Raw genomic sequence first — 17,373 nt, 5'->3', positions numbered from 1 at the left:
GGCTGTTACTCCCATACGCCTTTTTCTGTTTTGCCCTGAATTTCAACATTGTCTAATTTAAACTCTGGAGTTTTATTGGCTTTTAGCTGACTTTGATAGTCTTTGGTAATACTAACAATGGTTGGGGTGAGCAGCACAATGGCGTAAACGTTCACTAAGGTCATTAAACCAAGGGCGGCGTCGGCCATGCTCCATACCTCTTTGAGTGATGCCGTTGCTCCCCAAAACACCATAAATAAATATAAGGCCGTATAGGCTGCGCGACCCAGTTTATTGTCGAGTTTGAACAAGTGAAGGTTACTCTCTGCGTAGGCGTAGTTTGCAACCACGGAAGTGAAGGCAAATAGGGTGATGGCCGCGGCAACAAAATAATGACCAAATTCACCAAAGTGACTGCTCATGGCGTTTTGTGTCATGCCAATGCCTTCCATTTCGCCACTGATGTTAATGTCAGACAGTAAAATGACCACGGCGGTACAGCTACATAAAACAATGGTATCGACAAATACTCCAAGCATTTGCACATAACCTTGCGCAACAGGGTGATTTGGCACAGGAGACGCACCAGCTGCAGCATGGGGCACGCTACCTGCGCCAGCTTCATTCGAATATAACCCCCGTTGAATACCATTTTTAATGGCAGCACCGAGTGCGCCGGCACCAGCTTCTGTTAAGCCAAATGCCGAGGCAAACATATCTGCAAACATAGTAGGGAGGTGATGAATATTCATTGCAGTAATTACAAGCGCAACGGCCACAAAGGCCAGTCCCATAAATGGCACTATGAGCTCGGCAAAACGGGCAATACTGCGAAGACCGCCTACCACAATGAGCCCTGCGATAACGGCAATCACCGCCCCTGAATAAGTTGGGTCGATAGCAAAAGTATTGTTCAGTGCATCAGCAATGGTGTTGGCTTGCATTGCACTAAAGCTCACCCCATAACCTAAAAACAAACACAGTGCGAACAGTACTGCAAGCCAAGGTTTGTTTAGACCTTTACGAATATAGTAGGCAGGACCGCCACGAAATTCATTGTTGCCGTCACGAATTTTATAAAGTTGACCGAGTACGCTTTCGGCGAACCCAGTCGCCATACCTAATAGCGCAATTAACCACATCCAAAATACCGCGCCACAGCCTCCTAGTGAGATGGCAATGGCAACGCCAGCTAAGTTACCTGTGCCGACCCGAGCCGATAAACCGGTACATAAAGCTTGAAACGAGCTGATACCAGATTTATCGCCTTGGGTGCTGTCTTTCATCACTTTGAACATGTATCTAAAGTGGCGAAATTGCACAAACTTGAGCTTGAATGAAAACCAGAAGCCTGCAAATAACAGCAAATAAATGAGTATTTGGCCTTGGCCCCACAGTAGATTGTTAATGGTACTAATTGCGCTATTTATCATTGTTATATGCTCTCTTTTTTATACCAAATAAAATTCTAAATTTAGCAGTGTTAGCGTTTTGACAGATTTATGCCCGCTAGCATGCAGCGAACTGAGCCGCCAGCCAGTTCAATGGCCGAAACATCGAGTGGTACTAACGTGACACTTTGCTCAAGCAATGCTTTTTGCGATTGGCTGAGCGCTGCAAATGCGGTGCTCGACAATGCCAATAGACGTTTAGAACCTGCGTGAAACTCTAGTGCATTTCCGCAAAATGCGCCTATTTGCGCTTCCGTTAAATGAATCACTTTTTTGCCAGCAAATTCAAAACGTCGAATGATCTCATCACGGCGTTTGGTATCTGTCATCATCTCAAATCCAGCTATAACAAAGTCGCTGCCAATACACATAAAGACATTGGTATGGTAAACCGCTTTGCCCTGCTGATCTTGAGCGTCAAATACCATAGGTTCAAGACTTTTGAGTTTGATAAGTTATATATTTTTACGACTATTAATGTCTAAGGTATTGATTAATTTCTACTAAAGTTAAATTCTTTTTCTGGAAATTTAAATTAATAAAAGTTACCTTTTCTAGGAATTTTTACGTTTTTGGTATAATATTTTAGGAAAATATTCTAATGGACAATATGTTAAGGGACAATATAAAGCTTATATCAACTGAGGTTTCGGTAGATTTAGCTCAAAGTATAGAAAACTTCACTGAATCCGAAATCAACTCTTTATGTGTAGACTTTTACGGCGAAAACGCGAAAGCATCGTGCTACACCCAAGTCAATTTGTTCTTAAATCATCCTCAACACTTAAGCATATGTCTTCAAAGTTTAGATAGTAATGGCTATGTGCATCAAAAAATTATTAATAACCTTAATAAAGCGGCGAGAAAATTAAACTGGCAGCAAAATTCTAAACCGCAAAGAGGTACATTAATTATTCTGGGTGTCGGCATTGGTTATCACATCATGCATTTATTAGAAAGAGTAAACTATTCAGATGTGATTATTGTTGAACCGAATGTTGAGCAATTAGCCCTTGCCTCACATCATATTTGTTTGAGTAGCATAAAAAACATTTGTGAAAAAAGGCACGGTAAACTAAGAATCTTTACCTGTAAAACTTACGAAGACTTCGTTAGGGAATTTATAAATTTAGTAAATAATCACGAACCCTCACTGGTTGCAGATGTCAGCCTTTTTCGTCATTACAGCTCTCCGGAGTTTGACAAGGTATTTACTAATTTTAAAGTTTGGCGCAATAGTGCGGCAAGTCTGTGGGGTTTTTATGAAGATGAATTAATGAGCTTAACTCATACAATAGAGAATAGTCATCATAATAAAATTAGTAGCCATTCAAATGTGTTTGAAAAGTACAAAAGCACACCAATCATAATTGCTGGTAATGGACCATCCTTGGATGATGACATATCACATTTACAATCAGTGAAGAATAATGTGCTGATTGTATCTTGTGGAACATCGCTAAACGCTCTGCTTGAAAATGGTATTACGCCTGATATTCACGTTGAAATGGAACGTTCGCCTGAAAGTTTGTACATAAAAAGAGAGCAAGTTAGGCAACTGGTAAATAAAGAGTCTATCTTCATAGGTTTAAATACTGTGTTTCCTGAATATATACAGCTTTTCGAAAACCGTATTATATTTGCAAAGGCAAATGATCTAGGAGCCTCATTGTTAAAAGAAGAGTTTACTAATCTACAGCTCCTGTATAACTGTAACCCAACGGTTACTAATATGGCTTTAAGCTCATTGCTACGCTTAGGGTTTAAGAATATTTTTCTACTAGGTTGTGATTATGGTTATACAGATCCTAAGTACCACCATAGTAAGCACTCAGCTTATTTTGATGAAGATAGTAATTTATCAAACTCAGTCTTTTTGGCAGAAATAAGTGTAAAAGGAAATTTTGAAGATACTGTCTCAACTTCGAGAATATTTAACGAATCTAGGTTAGTACAACAAAAAAACATCATTGGCGATGCATCCCTTACAGTCACTAATTGTAGTAATGGTGCGAAGATAGAAGGAACTAAGGTTGAACATTTTAAGAACCTGAAGTTCCCAAATATTCACAAAGAGAAAGTTATAAATGACATAAAACTTTACTCAAAGTTTCGTTCAAATAAAGCAATTAAATCAGATAATACACTAAACACTGCATCTTATTTAGTTGCAGCGCTCATGACTAAGTTACGAGAAGAGAAGTCTATAGAGGGTATTGTCAAGTTAATATCAAGTTTGGTTAAAGATATATCATCAAGTTCAGACTTTAAAAAAGTAAATTATCTATTAAGCGGCACCTTGAAGTATATTTTATTGGCAATTTCATCTCATATTAATCATATTCCAATATATAATAGAGGTGATTATTTAGTTGAGTTAAAGTTTTATCTTGATAAGTATTTATTGTTTTTGACAGAGAAATAGAGTTGTAACGTTCATAAGGAAGATATATGAAATTTAATGTAATGGCAGTTTTACCATTAGCAATGGCTACTATACATGTAAGTGAGTCAATAGCTGACACATTTGACAGGGTCGCTCAGCATAACTCAGGCTCTACCCAAAACGCAGCTGACAATTTCAATTCAGCTTATTTATTTGGTGCAGGCGACTCATTTGGTGCAGGCGACTCATTTGGTGCAGGCGACTCATTTGGCGCGGGCGACTCATTTGGCGCGGGCGACTCATTTGGCGCGGGCGACTCATTTGGCGCGGGCGACTCATTTGGCGCGGGCGACTCATTTGGCGCGGGCGACTCATTTGGCGCGGGCGACTCATTTGGCGCAGGCGACTCATTTGGCGCGGGCGACTCATTTGGCGCAGGCGACTCATTTGGTGCAGGTGATCGCCCAGAAGGTTTTATTTCATTCCCAACAAATGAAGCTAATTTTGATTTGCCAAGTGGAACTTCTAGTTTCATCCATTACGGTGTTCTCTATATGGAAATAAAGAGAGATGTTTATAGTGAATATGAACCATATTTTGCTACATGCGTTAGGACTGCTAATAGGCAAATTATAGGTTCTGCATCAACTTCTGATATTTTTCTACTTGATAAACAATATATGTTGTCAGGTCGTTATAAGCGACACATACCAAAGACTGATACTTATGACCAACTAAAATTAACTTTACAGGGAGCTTTATCAAAGAAAAAAGAGCGTATTGTTTTAAATAAGCATGAATATGGTCAGTATGAGTTTTATGGTTACTCTAAGATTGGAAAGGACTATTTAGGTACTGTCAGGGCTTATTACAAAGGTCGTGAAGCTTATGATGTCGAATGTAGTAATTCTTTTGGCTATGCTCCTGATTAGGTATCAAAATAGCATATATAATAAGTTGATTTTTATTCTATAGACATTATTAATGTATAATATAACCTTAATTATTAGTTTTTAGATTGTTCAATATAACCTTTTGAATAGCTTAGCTTTGAGCGCCCTTTTTTATTTTTTGTTGGGCAAATATTTTTGATGCTGAGTTCGTGCTTCTAGCTATAAAGTTAGAGCTGTTGATAATAGATAATAATACCGCATTGTAATTTGAGTAATGGCAATGCGGTATTAATTTAAACTTACCTTAAATTAAAAAGTAGCGCGGTAGCGAACACCAAACTCGCTTGCATCATTGCTCTTAATCACAAGCAGGTAATCACCAGTGTTTAAGCGTGCATCATCATAACGCTCATCAAAGATGTTACGACCGTATAGTGATACGTCCCAGTTTGCGTTTGCAGGCGCATAAGAGATATCGAAGTTCACTGTTGTGCGGCTATCAACTTGCGTCATGCGCAGTGGATCTGAACTTGGCTCACCGTACATGCTGTCACGGAAAGATACGTCAAAGCGGCTTGCTACTGTCGCGTTGTTTTCAAGTTCAAACGTATATGACGGGCTAAGTGATGCAGTCCACTCAGGTGTAAGTGGTGCAACTGGCTTCACGCCATTTTGCTCTTCAACGTCTACGTCCATAAAGCCAAAGCTTGAGTGAAGCGTGAAGTTATCAGTCACGTAATACGTGCTTTCAAATTCAACACCGCGAGAGGTTTGCTCAACGATCAGGTTATTGGTATCAAAACCTGTCTCTGTTGACGTGTTTACTTGGTAAGGTAGGTCGTCATACTCGGTGTTGAAGAATGCCACACTCATGCTGAAATCATCTGTTAACTGGCCTTTGAAACCTGTTTCGTAGTTGATAGCACTGATGTTATCACTCGCCATAAATGCGTTGTTTGCACGAACAATTGCAGCGGTTTCTGGGTTATCAAAACCACCTGCACCGAAGAATTGACCGATTAAGAAGTATGGACGCGCAGGGTACTGACCTGATTGGTAACCAGTTTGTACTGTACCGTACCAGTTTAGACCGTTTTCGAATGTGTAGTTTGCAGCGACTTCATAAGACACTTCGTCCCATTCACGGCTTGAGTGAATTGTACCTACTGGGTCAAATACGTTTGTTGAAGCTGACTTTTCATCTTCTGTATAACGCACACCGCCAGATAGACGTAAGTCGTCAGTTGCATCGTAACCCACGTTTACGAATACAGCGCGGCTTGTCGTTTCTTGGTCGAGCTCAAGTTTTGTTGGGCCGCCATTGAACTGTGCTTCAGTGTCGCTTTGACGGTTGCTACCTTCTTCGTTAAACCAGTAAACACCCGTTACGAAGTCAACAGAGCCTAAATAACCTGTTAATTGTAGTTCAACAGAGGTTTGATCTGCTGTACCACGCTCTGGGTAGTGGTCTAGTTTTACTGCCGTGCCGTCGTCATCAAGACCTGCTTTGTATTCTGATGAACGCTTAGAGAAGATGAATTTAGTACCAAGATCAGCGTTGATATCGTATTCAGCAGTTAAAGAGATGCCGTTTGCTTTGTTTGAAACGGTTGCAGTTTCGATTGTGCTGGTTGCATTGTCATATGGGTCAGCTGCAACGTCGGCGTTTGTTAAACCGCTTTGCGCTAAACGGCCGTTTGGTAGTTCGTCAATTAATGTTGTGAATGGACGCGTACCGCCTTCACCATCGTTTGCATCAGCTGTGAATACCAAACGTAAGTCTTCGCTTGCATTATATTTTACAGAAAGACGACCGTGGAATTCTTGGTTTTCGCCCACATCGTATTCAGCATTTGGCAAGTTGATGAACTCACCTAAACCACCGCGACGGTTAAAGCCCATGTTGAAGTTAAACGCTAAGTCTTCAGTCACTGCTTGGTTAGTGAAGATGCTGCCTTTTAAGCGACCACGAGTACCCACTTCAGCACTTACTTTAGTAACTGCAGCTTGATCTGGCTGTTTAGTGATGATGTTGATTGCACCACCGATTGAGTTACGTCCGTAAAGTGTGCCCTGAGGACCACGAAGTACTTCGATACGCTCGATGTTTGCTAGGTTCCAGTTTTGACCTACTTGGCGACCTAAGTAAACGCCATCAACGTAAACACTTACGCCTGGATCTGTCGTGATAAGGTGATCTTGCAGACCAATACCACGGATGAACGGGTTCGCAGATGAGTTGTGGCCCGCTGAGAAGCCAGTGATATTTAAGTTAGGAACAAACTTGCCTACATCAGTGATGTCAGAAATACCTTGTGAATCAAGGTCATCACCTGAGAATGCACTCATCGCAATTGGCACTTCATAAATAACTTGCGAACGTTTTGTTGCTGTTACTGTAATTGCTTCGATTTTTTTGTCTTCAGCTTTAGCTTCGTCAGCCATTACCGAAGTTGATGAGAAGCTGCTCAGTGCAAAGGCCATCGCCGCAGCGATAGGAGATAAATTGCGTACAGGGGTGCTCATATTTATTCCTCAAGAAACTGTGTTTTAAATCTCGTGTGTTTGTTGGTTTCTTGCGAGGTGACTCGCCAACCTAGTGGAATAGCAGAGAAATGAGATTTTAATTTATAAAACACACGCGCACAAAAACGCCATCACCTTAAAGGGGCGATCGCTTCCATGACAAGTGGTTTTTATAAAATGAAGGTCAGCATCATGCTGCTATTCGGTTGGGCAGGCATTATAGGGGAAAGTGTAATAATTCTGCAATGATAAATTAGATTTTATTCTCAAAAGTGAGAGCTTGGTTAAATAATTAAGCTGAATTATTGGTTTAATTAGAAATTTCCGTACCTTTTTTTAATATAAGTTAATGGTTTTATAAAAGTCGCAAAAGCTCGCATTAACAAATACTTTATGAATAAATAGGTTTTGTGAAAACAAAAAACACTTAAAACAACAAGGGCTCCTGATGAAACTCACCTCAATTGCAATGAGCATATTCTCTATAACAGCGAGTATGTCTGCATTAGCCGAAGACTTAATTATTCATGCCGATGCGGCACTCGATGTTAAAACTGGCAAACTGATTAAACCCGTCACGTTGGTTGTCGATGACAACAAAATCTCAGAAATTAAACGCGGTCATTCAACTGTATCGGGTGATTATAAAGTCATTGAATTACCAGGGCATACATTGTTACCAGGGTTATTCGACATGCATGTTCACTTAACCAGTGATTCTCAAGTTCATGGTTATAAACGCTTACAACGTACTTCACAACGTGCCGCTATTACGGGTGTACGTAACGCAAAACGTACTTTAGAAGCAGGCTTTACCTCAGTACGCAACTTAGGTGCTGTGGGTTATTCAGATATCGCGTTAAAGCATGCAATTTATGACGGTGATGTACCAGGGCCACGCATTTTTGCCTCGGGCCCGTCGCTGGGTGTGACTGGTGGGCATTGTGATAACAACCTATTGACTCATGAACATGCCGTAACAGCAAAAGGGGTTGCTGATGGTCCTTGGGCGGTGCGTGCCAAAGTACGTGAAAACATTAAATTTGGTGCCGATGTGATTAAGTATTGTGCGACCGGTGGTGTGCTCTCTAAAGGCACTAAAGTAGGGGCGCAGCAATATACTCAAGAAGAAATGGACGCCATTGTGTCTGAAGCACATTTACGTGGTTTGACTGTTGCTGCTCATGCTCATGGTACAGAGGGTATAAAATCAGCAATTAAAGCGGGCGTAGATTCAGTTGAGCACGTGAGCTTTTTAGATGATGAAGCCATTAAGCTTGCGAAAAAGCACGGCACTTATTTCTCAATGGATATTTACAACACCGAGTATATTTTAGGTGAAGGCGAAAAAGCTGGCATTTTAGAAGAAAGCTTAAATAAAGAGCGAGTCGTAGGTGCTAGGCAACGTGCGAGTTTTGGTAAAGCAGTAAAAGCGGGTGTAAGAATGGTATTTGGCTCAGATGCGGGTGTTTATCCTCATGGCGACAACGGCAAACAGTTCAGTCGTATGGTGAAGTTTGGTATGACCGAATTGCAAGCCTTACAAGCGGCGACCATCACACCAGCAACTTTATTAAAACAAGAGCAAAAACTAGGTTCTTTAGACGTTGGAAAATATGCTGATGTTATCGCCGTTAAAGGTAACCCGTTAGAGAATATTTCAGTGATGGAGCAGGTAAGCTTTGTAGTGAAAGATGGCGAGATTGAAGTTGATAAAAGATAAGACCTAGAATGGGTTTTAGCCCCGTAAAACAGTCACGGGGCCAAAACCATTAGATAGAAAGTTTTGAGTCTGACGTTAATTCTTCAGGCTTCTTGTTTAGTAATTTTTGACAGCTTTTAATTGGCTCTTCTTTCAATAACACAACATCCCAATTATTGATGTTGCCACTTAAAACATTTTTGTGCTGTGCTGAAACATAGTATCGAACGCAAGGTTTAAGATTCATCTCAACAGTTTTATTATTATAAGACGCGTTTTCATCAGCTTTTGTTCTTGCTGGTCTCTCAGATGAGAAGCGAAGTGTCACAAGGCCGGGTTCAAATGTTTCTCGTTTGCGATTCTCAAATTTAAGTTTTCCATCGATACCAGTTATAACTACATCAAAGTTGTTTGTATCCGTAGGGTTACTCCAATCACCATTGACTTCTGACCAAGGCTGAGAGGCACATGCTGAAGTAAGTAATGTTGCTAAAATTATTGCTGTTTTTTTCATATTTATTCCTTTCTACCTAAAAACAAAAATAATGTATTAATGACAATAGATCTAAGTGGTTAAATTTGCAACACAATTTTTAGTAGTTAACTTGAGTAAGTACGTTGATTATTTCATTAAATGAAGAGTGATTTGAACTTGATGGTGTACGCATTGCTACTTGAAATTTTTATTAAGGATATCTTTTCAATATAAAAAATTTTGAGTAAGCAAAAAGAGTGTTGAATATAAATTCTAAATTTAACATATGTTTACAATTTAACTGCTATAGTCATCATAAAGTTATTTATGATAGAGATGGTTCATCTTAGCAAGATATTATTATGACTATCACCCGCTTTGTTTTAATTCTCTTTTTGAGTGTCTTTATCTCACCTGTTTTTGCAAAAAAAGCAGTTCAAGATGATGAATATAGAATAAATGAGGCTGCTTATTTTCTTAATTCAAATCCTAAAAAAGCATCACTTTTACTTAAAAAATTACTCCGGAAAAACTAAAAAGTGATGACTTAATTATCGAGTATCATCATTTAACGATACTGGCATCTTTATTACTGCACGAACACCAATCGTCTGAGCCTGCTTTTGCATTTCTTTTTAGTCATGTAGATGAAAAAGCTTTCCAAGAAAGGCGTTTCAATATTTTTTATAACCTCGGGGTGTGGTTGAGACGAGGTGGTTTTTATTCCCAATCTGAAGGAGCGCTACTTTGTGCTTTGAGGAGTGCGAATAATGCTTCTGACAAAATGAAAACACTCAATAGCTTAGGAGGTATAGCTCGCAATTATGCGAAAAACAGCCAAGCACAAGATTATTTTCAACGTACGCTCGAATTAGCGGAACAGGTCAATAATAGAAAGGCTATTGCGATCTTAAATAATAATTTGGGTGTGATGGCACTTGAGTTTAATGAAGTTACAAAGGCGAATCGTTTTTTTAAAGCGGCGTATCGTAGTTTTCAGATCAGCCAATATGAAAGTGGAGAGTTAAATTCGGGTATAAATTTAATATTTACTTTTGCTCTTTTAGAAGATCATGACATGCATAAGCGCGCATTGCCTAGAGTGAAAGAATTAGTCGACAAATACAATAGTGATGCTAAAAATGCCTATTTTGCATGGGTAAATGCTTTCAGCGAAGTTCAACTCAGTGGGTATAAGCATACTAAAGTGCAAAAAGGTGTCTTAAAGCAAAAATTTGGCAGTATTGATGAGGCAGGACTGCAAAAGCTATTACAAAAGTATATTGTTAAGCCGCTCGAGATAGAAGTCGCGCTATCACCTGAAAAAGCTTAAGGAACACAATCATTGTCCATCGAAGCGCGACCTTGGCTAAAAAAAGCCATTGAATGTAATTTTTAGTCGTAAATTGAATTCAGCGAATTTATTCTGAAATGTAATTAACTCCCAAAATCAAGAGTAAGTGTTTGAAACTTGAAAGACAGTTGTTGAATCTTGATTTAATTTTCCCACTTAAATAACTCATATATTTATAAGTCTTATGGTTGTACCTTAAAGGTGTAAAAAAGTTAATTTATTCCTTCTAAAAATCACATCTATATACCTGAATCTTACAATGTCGGTTAAATTTTACTCGAATAAAAATATTCTATAAATGATCATTGCAATGATAATTGTTTTTATTTAGCCTGTGCGCGATTTGAAACTAGAGCACATATTCCAACATGAAAAAATTTAGCTTATCTCTCATCGCAGCCGCTTGTGCGGTCTCACCTTTCACTTCTGCGCAAGCAAAAGCAGATGCAAATAATAGCTCGGCAACCGATAACTCTGACATTGAAGTGATCAGTGTTTATGGACGCCAAAACCAAGTTGTCATGAACTCGGGTCTAGCCACTAAGTCAGACATGTCTCTGATGGAAACTCCTGCGGCAGTTGTGATTGTCGACAGCGAACTCATCAACGCACAAGGCGTTTCAAATCTGCAAGATCTTGTGCGCAATATCAGTGGTGTGACGCAAGCGGGTAACAACTATGGCATCGGTGATAACCTTGTGGTGCGAGGTTTAGGCGCCAACTATACCTATGATGGCATGTATGGTGGTGCAGGTTTAGGCAATACTTTTAACCCTACGCGCTCTTTGACCAACGTTGAGTCAATCGAAGTATTAAAAGGCCCAGCAACAGGTTTGTATGGTATGGGCAGTGCCGGCGGTGTGATCAACTTGATTGAGAAAAAGCCAGAATTTGAAGAGCAGCACGCCTTAACCGCAGAGCTTGGTCAGTGGAACACATACTCTGTAGAAATGGACTCAACTGCTGGTATTACTGACGATCTAGCTTACCGTGTGCTTGTTAAAACGGAGCGCAGTGATGGCTATCGTGATTTAAGCAATGACAGAGATGAAGCGTATGTCAGTTTCAAGTATGTGCTTAGTGATGCGCAAGACATCATGCTTTCAACGGCTTATATCAAAGATGCCATTGCGGTTGACTCAATTGGTCACCCAATTCGAATTTATAATGCTGAATCTGTTGATGGCAAAACCGCAGGTGAAGCTAGCTGGCAAGATTTAATTAATGATCCTGAAGGCAATGGTGTGCAATTATCGGATGCTCAGCGTCAACAACTTGCAAACTCATTGGCAGCCAATGATGGCTTAACGCCTTATACATTTGGTCATAACGGTATTATTTCGCCAATGGCAAAAGACAATGAAGGCGAAGAGTTACGTGTAAAACTGACGCATAACATTGCTTTCACTAATGACTTAACGTTAAACCACCAACTGCAATTCCGAAACTATGATTCTGGCTTTGCCCGACAAACTGGTGCGTATAACTATGTATACTGGAACCGTCGTGGCACCATCAATGCTGATCCGCGAGCGCCTTTAGTGGTTGATGATGTACTTTACCCTTATGCTGCGCGTCGTCAGGAATATCGTAAAGTAGAAGCCGAAGAGCAATCTTGGCAGTACTTTGCCGATATTCGCTATGACTTTACTTTAGGCAATGTTGATAATGAGTTTTTAGTCAACGCAAACTACGAAGATCGCGATATCCGCTTTAAGCAATACTCAATTTACGATGCTGATAAAGTCATTAAAAACAAAGAGGGTGACGTGATTTACCAAGGTAAATTACCTTACATTTTTGATATTCGAAACCCGAATTGGGCAACGGGCAGCTTTGAAGATCACGATCCGTTAAAAACCAGTGATTACAATAAAACAGTGAATGCGTGGGGCTTAGGCGCACAGCATGTTGCTTATTTTGAAAATGGCATTACAACGCGAGTAGGTGTGGCGTATAACCGTATTAAGCAAAGTTATGAGCACTTTGGTGTAGATGCAAGATACCGTGCAAGTGCTGCAGAGCCAACGCCAGAGCAAGATACCTCAGATAGCGGCTTAACGTTTAACTTAGGTGCGAGTTATAAGTTTACTGATGATGTATCTATGTTTGTTAACCATGCCAAAGGCCGCACGGCATATAGCGTACTGGGAACCATTTACGGTAATGAGAATGACCGTGAAGATTCAGAGTCAATCTCAAACGATATCGGCTTACGTGTTAAAGCATTTGATGATCAACTTGTCGCTTCATTCATCGTTTTTGATAGCAGCCGTACTAATTTAGAGTATGCAAACCCTGATTATGAAGAGGGAGTGTCGGCCGCGAGCGTACCAAAGAGCTACTTTGATGGAAAAGAGCAAACTAAGGGTGTAGAGCTAGACTTAAATGCAGTATTAACTGATGAGTGGAAGCTTAACTTTAATGCGGTTTATCAAGATGCACGTGATAAGAAAGATCCAAACCGCGATTCATTCGATACACGTCAAAAAGGTGTGCCTTATGTGACGGTAGGTAGTTGGGTTACTTATTCAAAAGAACTGTTTGATCTCGCTGAGCCAATTAACTTCAGTTTAGGTCACAAGTATGTTGATAACCGCAGCACACACTCGACTTCATTCGGCATTCCTGACGGATATGTACCAAGCTATAGCGTATTTGATGCCGGTGTTAGTTACAGCAACGACAACTGGAAAGTCCAAGCGAATATCTACAATTTATTCGATAAAGTGTATTACAACAAGGCTATGTTCTTAGGCGGTATGCCAGGGGACGAGCGCAATGTGAAATTAAAAGTAACGTATGCTTTCTAATTCATAAAACTGAGTACACTTAAGAGCGCTGCGGCGCTCTTTTTTGTTTTTGATTAAACCTTGAGCAAACAGTCAATTTGGATTTAAGTGGTTGAAAATCAAGCATTCAGAGCGGTGAAAGTTACAGAGAATTTACGGTTTATGATCGATTACGTAAAAGAAGATATCAAGCCCATGATTTTTAGTGTTTTTAATTGTATAACCTCGGTTTCTTACCTTCTTGTGTAGCGGTGCTAAATAACACTAATTTTCTTATCATTTACATTGTTTACGAGTTTAAACAGCCTTTAAATTCTTCGCTTACATCACTAGCAGTTTTGCAATTTTCCCTAATTTGAATACACAAAAAGAGTAGGCTAGGCTTGCGCGAATTTTATTACTCTCACCTCGGAAATTCGCTTTTATGTCTCTTTTTTCACCTCGTTTTTCGGCCTGTACGATGGCACTTTTTAGCACCACTATGGTGTCGTCATTTTTTGTATCAACTTATGTTGAGGCTGCAGGCAGTACAGCTAATACTGAGCTTGAAAAGTTAGAGCAACAAATCGCTGTGCTAGACCAGCAAGTAAAACAGATCAAAGCGAATAACAGCAAAGAGGTGTTGGTAAATGCTGCCCCAGATATTCATGTCGGTGGTGCTATTCGATTTAACTACAACATGGTGTCGTATGACGATGATAACGAAAAGCGTGGCGGCGACATCGACTTTGATTTAGTGCGCTTGAATTTCTCAGGTGACATTGCCGATATTGGTGTAAATGCAGAGATCCGCTTTTTAGATTATATGCGTGTGGTTAAATTTGCGTATCTAGATTACGACCTCAGTGATGACTGGCATGGCCAACTGGGTTTGGCACCTGTGCCATTTGGCAATGCACCACATAGTGGCTTTCATAGTTACTTTATGAGCCCTAATTACTTCATTGGCTTGCAAGAAGATTACGATTTAGGACTGGTACTCAAACACAAGGCAACCGAAAACAGCGTATTAGACATCGCATTTTTCAAAAACGACGAACATGGTGGCGTTGATGGCGGTGCTGAAGAGCGCAAAGATCGCTATTCAGTCGATGCGTTAGGGATTAGGTTAAATGGTGAAAACATCCATGATGCACCAACAACGACTTTAGCTGAATATAACACACTGGTGGGTCGTTATACTTATCAACTTAAACATAAGTTTGGCACAAGCTATCTGGGTTTTTCAGCGCTTGATGGCGGTTTGCATGATGGCGTGAGTCGTATAGGCGACCATACTGCTTGGGCGCTTCATGCTTCGACACATATTGGTCAATGGCGCGTGCATTTACAGCATACTCAGTATCAATATCATATAGATAATGTGGCACAAATCGTTGTAGGTGCTAACTCTATGTATGACACCATCGCCAGTGAGGCGACCAGCACTAACCTTGCAGTTTCTTATGATTTATCGGTAGATATTGGGCCTATTTCCCAACTGAGTTTCTACAACGATTTTGGCACCGTTTATAACAAGTCAGATGATACTGCCAATACGTGGATGAATATTACGGGTATGTCGATATCAGCTGGGGCGTTGTTTACGTATGTTGACTTGGTGCATGCGAAAAACCAGCCCTTTGTCGGTGGCTCGATTGCTGGCAACAGTGACGATTTTGAAAGAAGGCTGAATATTAACGTGGGTTATTACTTCTAAAAACGTCTAATCTAAGAGATTTATCGCTCTTAATTGTTTTATAAGAGCGATAAGTACCACGCCAAATTTGAGAAAATTAAGCAAAAAGCCTAATCAATCAAATCAAGCGTCAGCAATAAACGTTTTTTACCTTCGGCTAAACCTGGGGAGCGGTGAACTAAGCCTTTACCTTCATTACCTGCCCAACCTTCACCTTTTAGCAAGGCAACATCGCCGGCTTCAAGTGTTTGAATGGCGTTTTGCACAGTCATAATACCTGACTGTTCGTCACCAAGGCCTTGGCTGCCCGCACCGAGCTTTGAACGTTCAACATGTTCGTTAAGGAGCCATTCTGTGGCCACTCCTTCAAAAGTGGTGACTAAACGACAAGGAATTTTGTCGACATGAAATTTAGGGCACATTGCCTTGTCTAAAACCGACAAACGCACACCAGCACGCTTGGCTTCAAACAAAGTACAGAACATATCGACTAGAACTGCGATGTGATCACATAAAGCCGGGCTTGCTTTCAATGCACGATGGCTGCTGCTTAATTGCTCAAATGCATGTTCAGGTTCAGCGGCAATCACTTCTTGAAGGCTTGGCGCGTTCTCAATGATGTTTTGCGACTCTTTTAAAATGTCAGAAGATAAAGTGTGTTGCCAAATCGCAATATTGACGTGTTCGTTATAGATGTCAGTGAGTATTTGAAACTCGTCAGACACAGAGACGCTTGATGCTACTTCAAGCTGCTCGGCGGTATTTGAGTAAGCCATGTTTATTTACAATTTAAGTGACGGTAATTTTGATTGTAATGTTATAGAGTATCAATTTCTAGTTGCGATTTGTTAAACCCATTACATAAATGCTTTTATGCATCTAAAAAGTTTTACTCTACTCGTTTTTTAGTAAATCTATCTCAGATTGTAAGTTTTCTAACTGCTCAAGAATGGCTAAAAACTTTTCGCCAAACGGGGTCACTTGATATTCAACGCGAGGAGGGAGTTCGTTGAATATTTGCTTTTCTAAAATGCCAAATTCGACATTACGTTTAAGACATTGATTAAGCACTTTGGTGGTTAGCCCCTCAACTTGACGTACCATTTCACCGGGGCGATTTATGCCTTCATCTAATAATTGATACACAGTTAAAGACCATTTACAGCCATAAATGGTTTCGACCATACGTGCGCTAGATTGAGGCGCTAATTTTCTTGGAAATATTTTTTCGTTTGCTGTCATAAAGATGTACCAAAAAGTACCTACCTAACCAAATTGTGCTTACTATTCAGAGGCTTTTCGTAAAATTAATATTATCACGACTTTTACAAACAAGAGATGTGATTATGAAATTTTCAAATGCAGGCACAGTGATGATTATTGGCGGTTCAAGTGGCATGGGCTTCGCGACGGCAAAGACACTATTAGAACTTGGACTTAATGTTGAAATATTAGCGAATAATGCAGAAAAACTCGATAAAGCCGTTAGTGAGCTGAGCCGTTTAGGTCAGGTCACCGGCACACAAATCGATTTATATGACATGGATGCTGTACAGGCACTTGCAAGCAAAATTACAGCATCGTCTACACACTATGGTTACTTAGTGAATGCGGCTGGCTATTTTTCACCATTGGCTTTTGTTGAGCACACTTTAGCTGATTACAATCAATACCATGATTTAAATAAAGCAACATTTCTACTGACTCAAGCTGTTGTCAAGAATATGCAAAAAGCGGGTAGCGGTAGCATAGTGAACATAGGGTCTATGTGGGCAAAGCAAGCCATCAAAGCCACGCCTTCGTCGGCGTATTCAATGGCAAAAGCTGGCTTGCATGCTTTTACTCAGCATTTGGCCATGGAACTCGCTGACGATAAAATCCGCGTTAATGCGGTGTCTCCGGCTGTGGTTAAAACCCCGATTTATGGCTCTTTTATTGCGCCTGAAGACATAGACTCTACCCTAAACAGTTTTAATGCATTTCACCCAATAGGACGAGTGGGTGAGCCAAATGATATTGCTAACAGTATCGTCTTTTTGTTATCAGATGATGCAAGTTGGATCACAGGCAGCACTTTAGATGTGGACGGCGGTGTGATGGCGGGTAGGAATTAGCGCAATATTTTAAAGTTGAGCCT

Annotated in this window: 14 protein-coding genes; 8 read left to right on the top strand and 6 right to left on the bottom strand. The window is 40.3% G+C overall.

Going from position 1 to position 17,373, the window contains the following annotated elements; translation table 11 throughout:
* Positions 1 to 5: 5 nt before the first annotated feature.
* Both ABMY35_RS11385 and ABMY35_RS11380 read right to left on the bottom strand, forming a co-directional pair.
* The gene (locus tag ABMY35_RS11385; RefSeq protein ID WP_349286309.1) at positions 6 to 1,412 is read right to left on the bottom strand and encodes an alanine/glycine:cation symporter family protein; all 1,407 of its coding nucleotides are present in this window, start codon (positions 1,410 to 1,412) and stop codon (positions 6 to 8) included.
* 50 nt (positions 1,413 to 1,462) lie between these two features.
* Positions 1,463 to 1,858: an arginine deiminase-related protein gene (locus ABMY35_RS11380; protein ID WP_349286308.1), complete on the bottom strand. Its 396-nt coding sequence runs from the start codon at positions 1,856 to 1,858 to the stop codon at positions 1,463 to 1,465.
* A gap of 173 nt (positions 1,859 to 2,031) precedes the next feature.
* Here ABMY35_RS11380 and ABMY35_RS11375 point away from each other — a divergent pair, with 173 nt between their 5' ends.
* Positions 2,032 to 3,855 carry a 6-hydroxymethylpterin diphosphokinase MptE-like protein gene (locus ABMY35_RS11375; protein WP_349286307.1) on the top strand — a complete coding sequence of 608 codons (1,824 nt, stop codon included), beginning with the start codon at positions 2,032 to 2,034 and terminating at the stop codon, positions 3,853 to 3,855.
* A 26-nt stretch (positions 3,856 to 3,881) separates the two neighbouring features.
* Positions 3,882 to 4,748, top strand: coding sequence for a hypothetical protein (locus ABMY35_RS11370; RefSeq protein WP_349286306.1), 867 nt, complete (start codon positions 3,882 to 3,884; stop codon positions 4,746 to 4,748).
* Between the two features lie 270 nt (positions 4,749 to 5,018).
* Here ABMY35_RS11370 and ABMY35_RS11365 read toward each other — a convergent pair whose 3' ends face one another.
* Positions 5,019 to 7,235, bottom strand: coding sequence for a TonB-dependent receptor (locus ABMY35_RS11365; RefSeq protein ID WP_349286305.1), 2,217 nt, complete (start codon positions 7,233 to 7,235; stop codon positions 5,019 to 5,021).
* A 448-nt stretch (positions 7,236 to 7,683) separates the two neighbouring features.
* Between ABMY35_RS11365 and ABMY35_RS11360 the strand changes: the two genes are divergently transcribed.
* A complete protein-coding gene (locus ABMY35_RS11360; RefSeq protein ID WP_349286304.1) occupies positions 7,684 to 8,958 on the top strand; it encodes an amidohydrolase family protein in 1,275 nt (424 codons plus the stop codon).
* Between the two features lie 49 nt (positions 8,959 to 9,007).
* Here ABMY35_RS11360 and ABMY35_RS11355 read toward each other — a convergent pair whose 3' ends face one another.
* Positions 9,008 to 9,451: a hypothetical protein gene (locus tag ABMY35_RS11355; protein ID WP_349286303.1), complete on the bottom strand. Its 444-nt coding sequence runs from the start codon at positions 9,449 to 9,451 to the stop codon at positions 9,008 to 9,010.
* A gap of 323 nt (positions 9,452 to 9,774) precedes the next feature.
* On the opposite strand from ABMY35_RS11355, the gene ABMY35_RS11350 reads away from it, so the two are divergent.
* The 4 genes from ABMY35_RS11350 (at position 9,775) to ABMY35_RS11335 (ending at position 15,257) form a co-directional block, all read left to right on the top strand.
* A complete protein-coding gene (locus tag ABMY35_RS11350) occupies positions 9,775 to 9,948 on the top strand; it encodes a hypothetical protein (RefSeq protein ID WP_349286302.1) in 174 nt (57 codons plus the stop codon).
* A 248-nt stretch (positions 9,949 to 10,196) separates the two neighbouring features.
* Positions 10,197 to 10,745: a hypothetical protein gene (locus ABMY35_RS11345; protein ID WP_349286301.1), complete on the top strand. Its 549-nt coding sequence runs from the start codon at positions 10,197 to 10,199 to the stop codon at positions 10,743 to 10,745.
* Between the two features lie 389 nt (positions 10,746 to 11,134).
* A complete protein-coding gene (locus ABMY35_RS11340; protein WP_349286300.1) occupies positions 11,135 to 13,579 on the top strand; it encodes a TonB-dependent receptor in 2,445 nt (814 codons plus the stop codon).
* Positions 13,580 to 13,982: 403 nt separating this feature from the next.
* Positions 13,983 to 15,257 (top strand): carbohydrate porin, encoded by a 1,275-nt coding sequence (locus ABMY35_RS11335; protein WP_349286299.1) that lies wholly within the window; start codon positions 13,983 to 13,985, stop codon positions 15,255 to 15,257.
* Positions 15,258 to 15,346: 89 nt separating this feature from the next.
* Here the strand turns inward: ABMY35_RS11335 and ABMY35_RS11330 are convergent, their stop codons facing one another.
* Together ABMY35_RS11330 and ABMY35_RS11325 are read right to left on the bottom strand one after the other, a co-directional pair.
* Positions 15,347 to 16,012 carry a DUF1826 domain-containing protein gene (locus tag ABMY35_RS11330; RefSeq protein ID WP_349286298.1) on the bottom strand — a complete coding sequence of 222 codons (666 nt, stop codon included), beginning with the start codon at positions 16,010 to 16,012 and terminating at the stop codon, positions 15,347 to 15,349.
* A 118-nt stretch (positions 16,013 to 16,130) separates the two neighbouring features.
* Positions 16,131 to 16,478, bottom strand: coding sequence for a helix-turn-helix domain-containing protein (locus tag ABMY35_RS11325; protein ID WP_349286297.1), 348 nt, complete (start codon positions 16,476 to 16,478; stop codon positions 16,131 to 16,133).
* A 104-nt stretch (positions 16,479 to 16,582) separates the two neighbouring features.
* Here ABMY35_RS11325 and ABMY35_RS11320 point away from each other — a divergent pair, with 104 nt between their 5' ends.
* On the top strand, positions 16,583 to 17,350 hold the full coding sequence (locus ABMY35_RS11320; RefSeq protein ID WP_349286296.1) for an SDR family oxidoreductase: 768 nt from the start codon (positions 16,583 to 16,585) through the stop codon (positions 17,348 to 17,350).
* The last annotated feature ends 23 nt before the right edge of the window (positions 17,351 to 17,373 follow it).

The sequence above is a fragment of the Pseudoalteromonas sp. BZB3 genome (assembly GCF_040104455.1).
In the GTDB taxonomy this organism is placed as follows: Bacteria; Pseudomonadota; Gammaproteobacteria; order Enterobacterales; family Alteromonadaceae; genus Pseudoalteromonas.
Note: the sequence above shows the minus strand (reverse complement) of the source record. Positions and strands in the feature narration are given on the sequence as shown.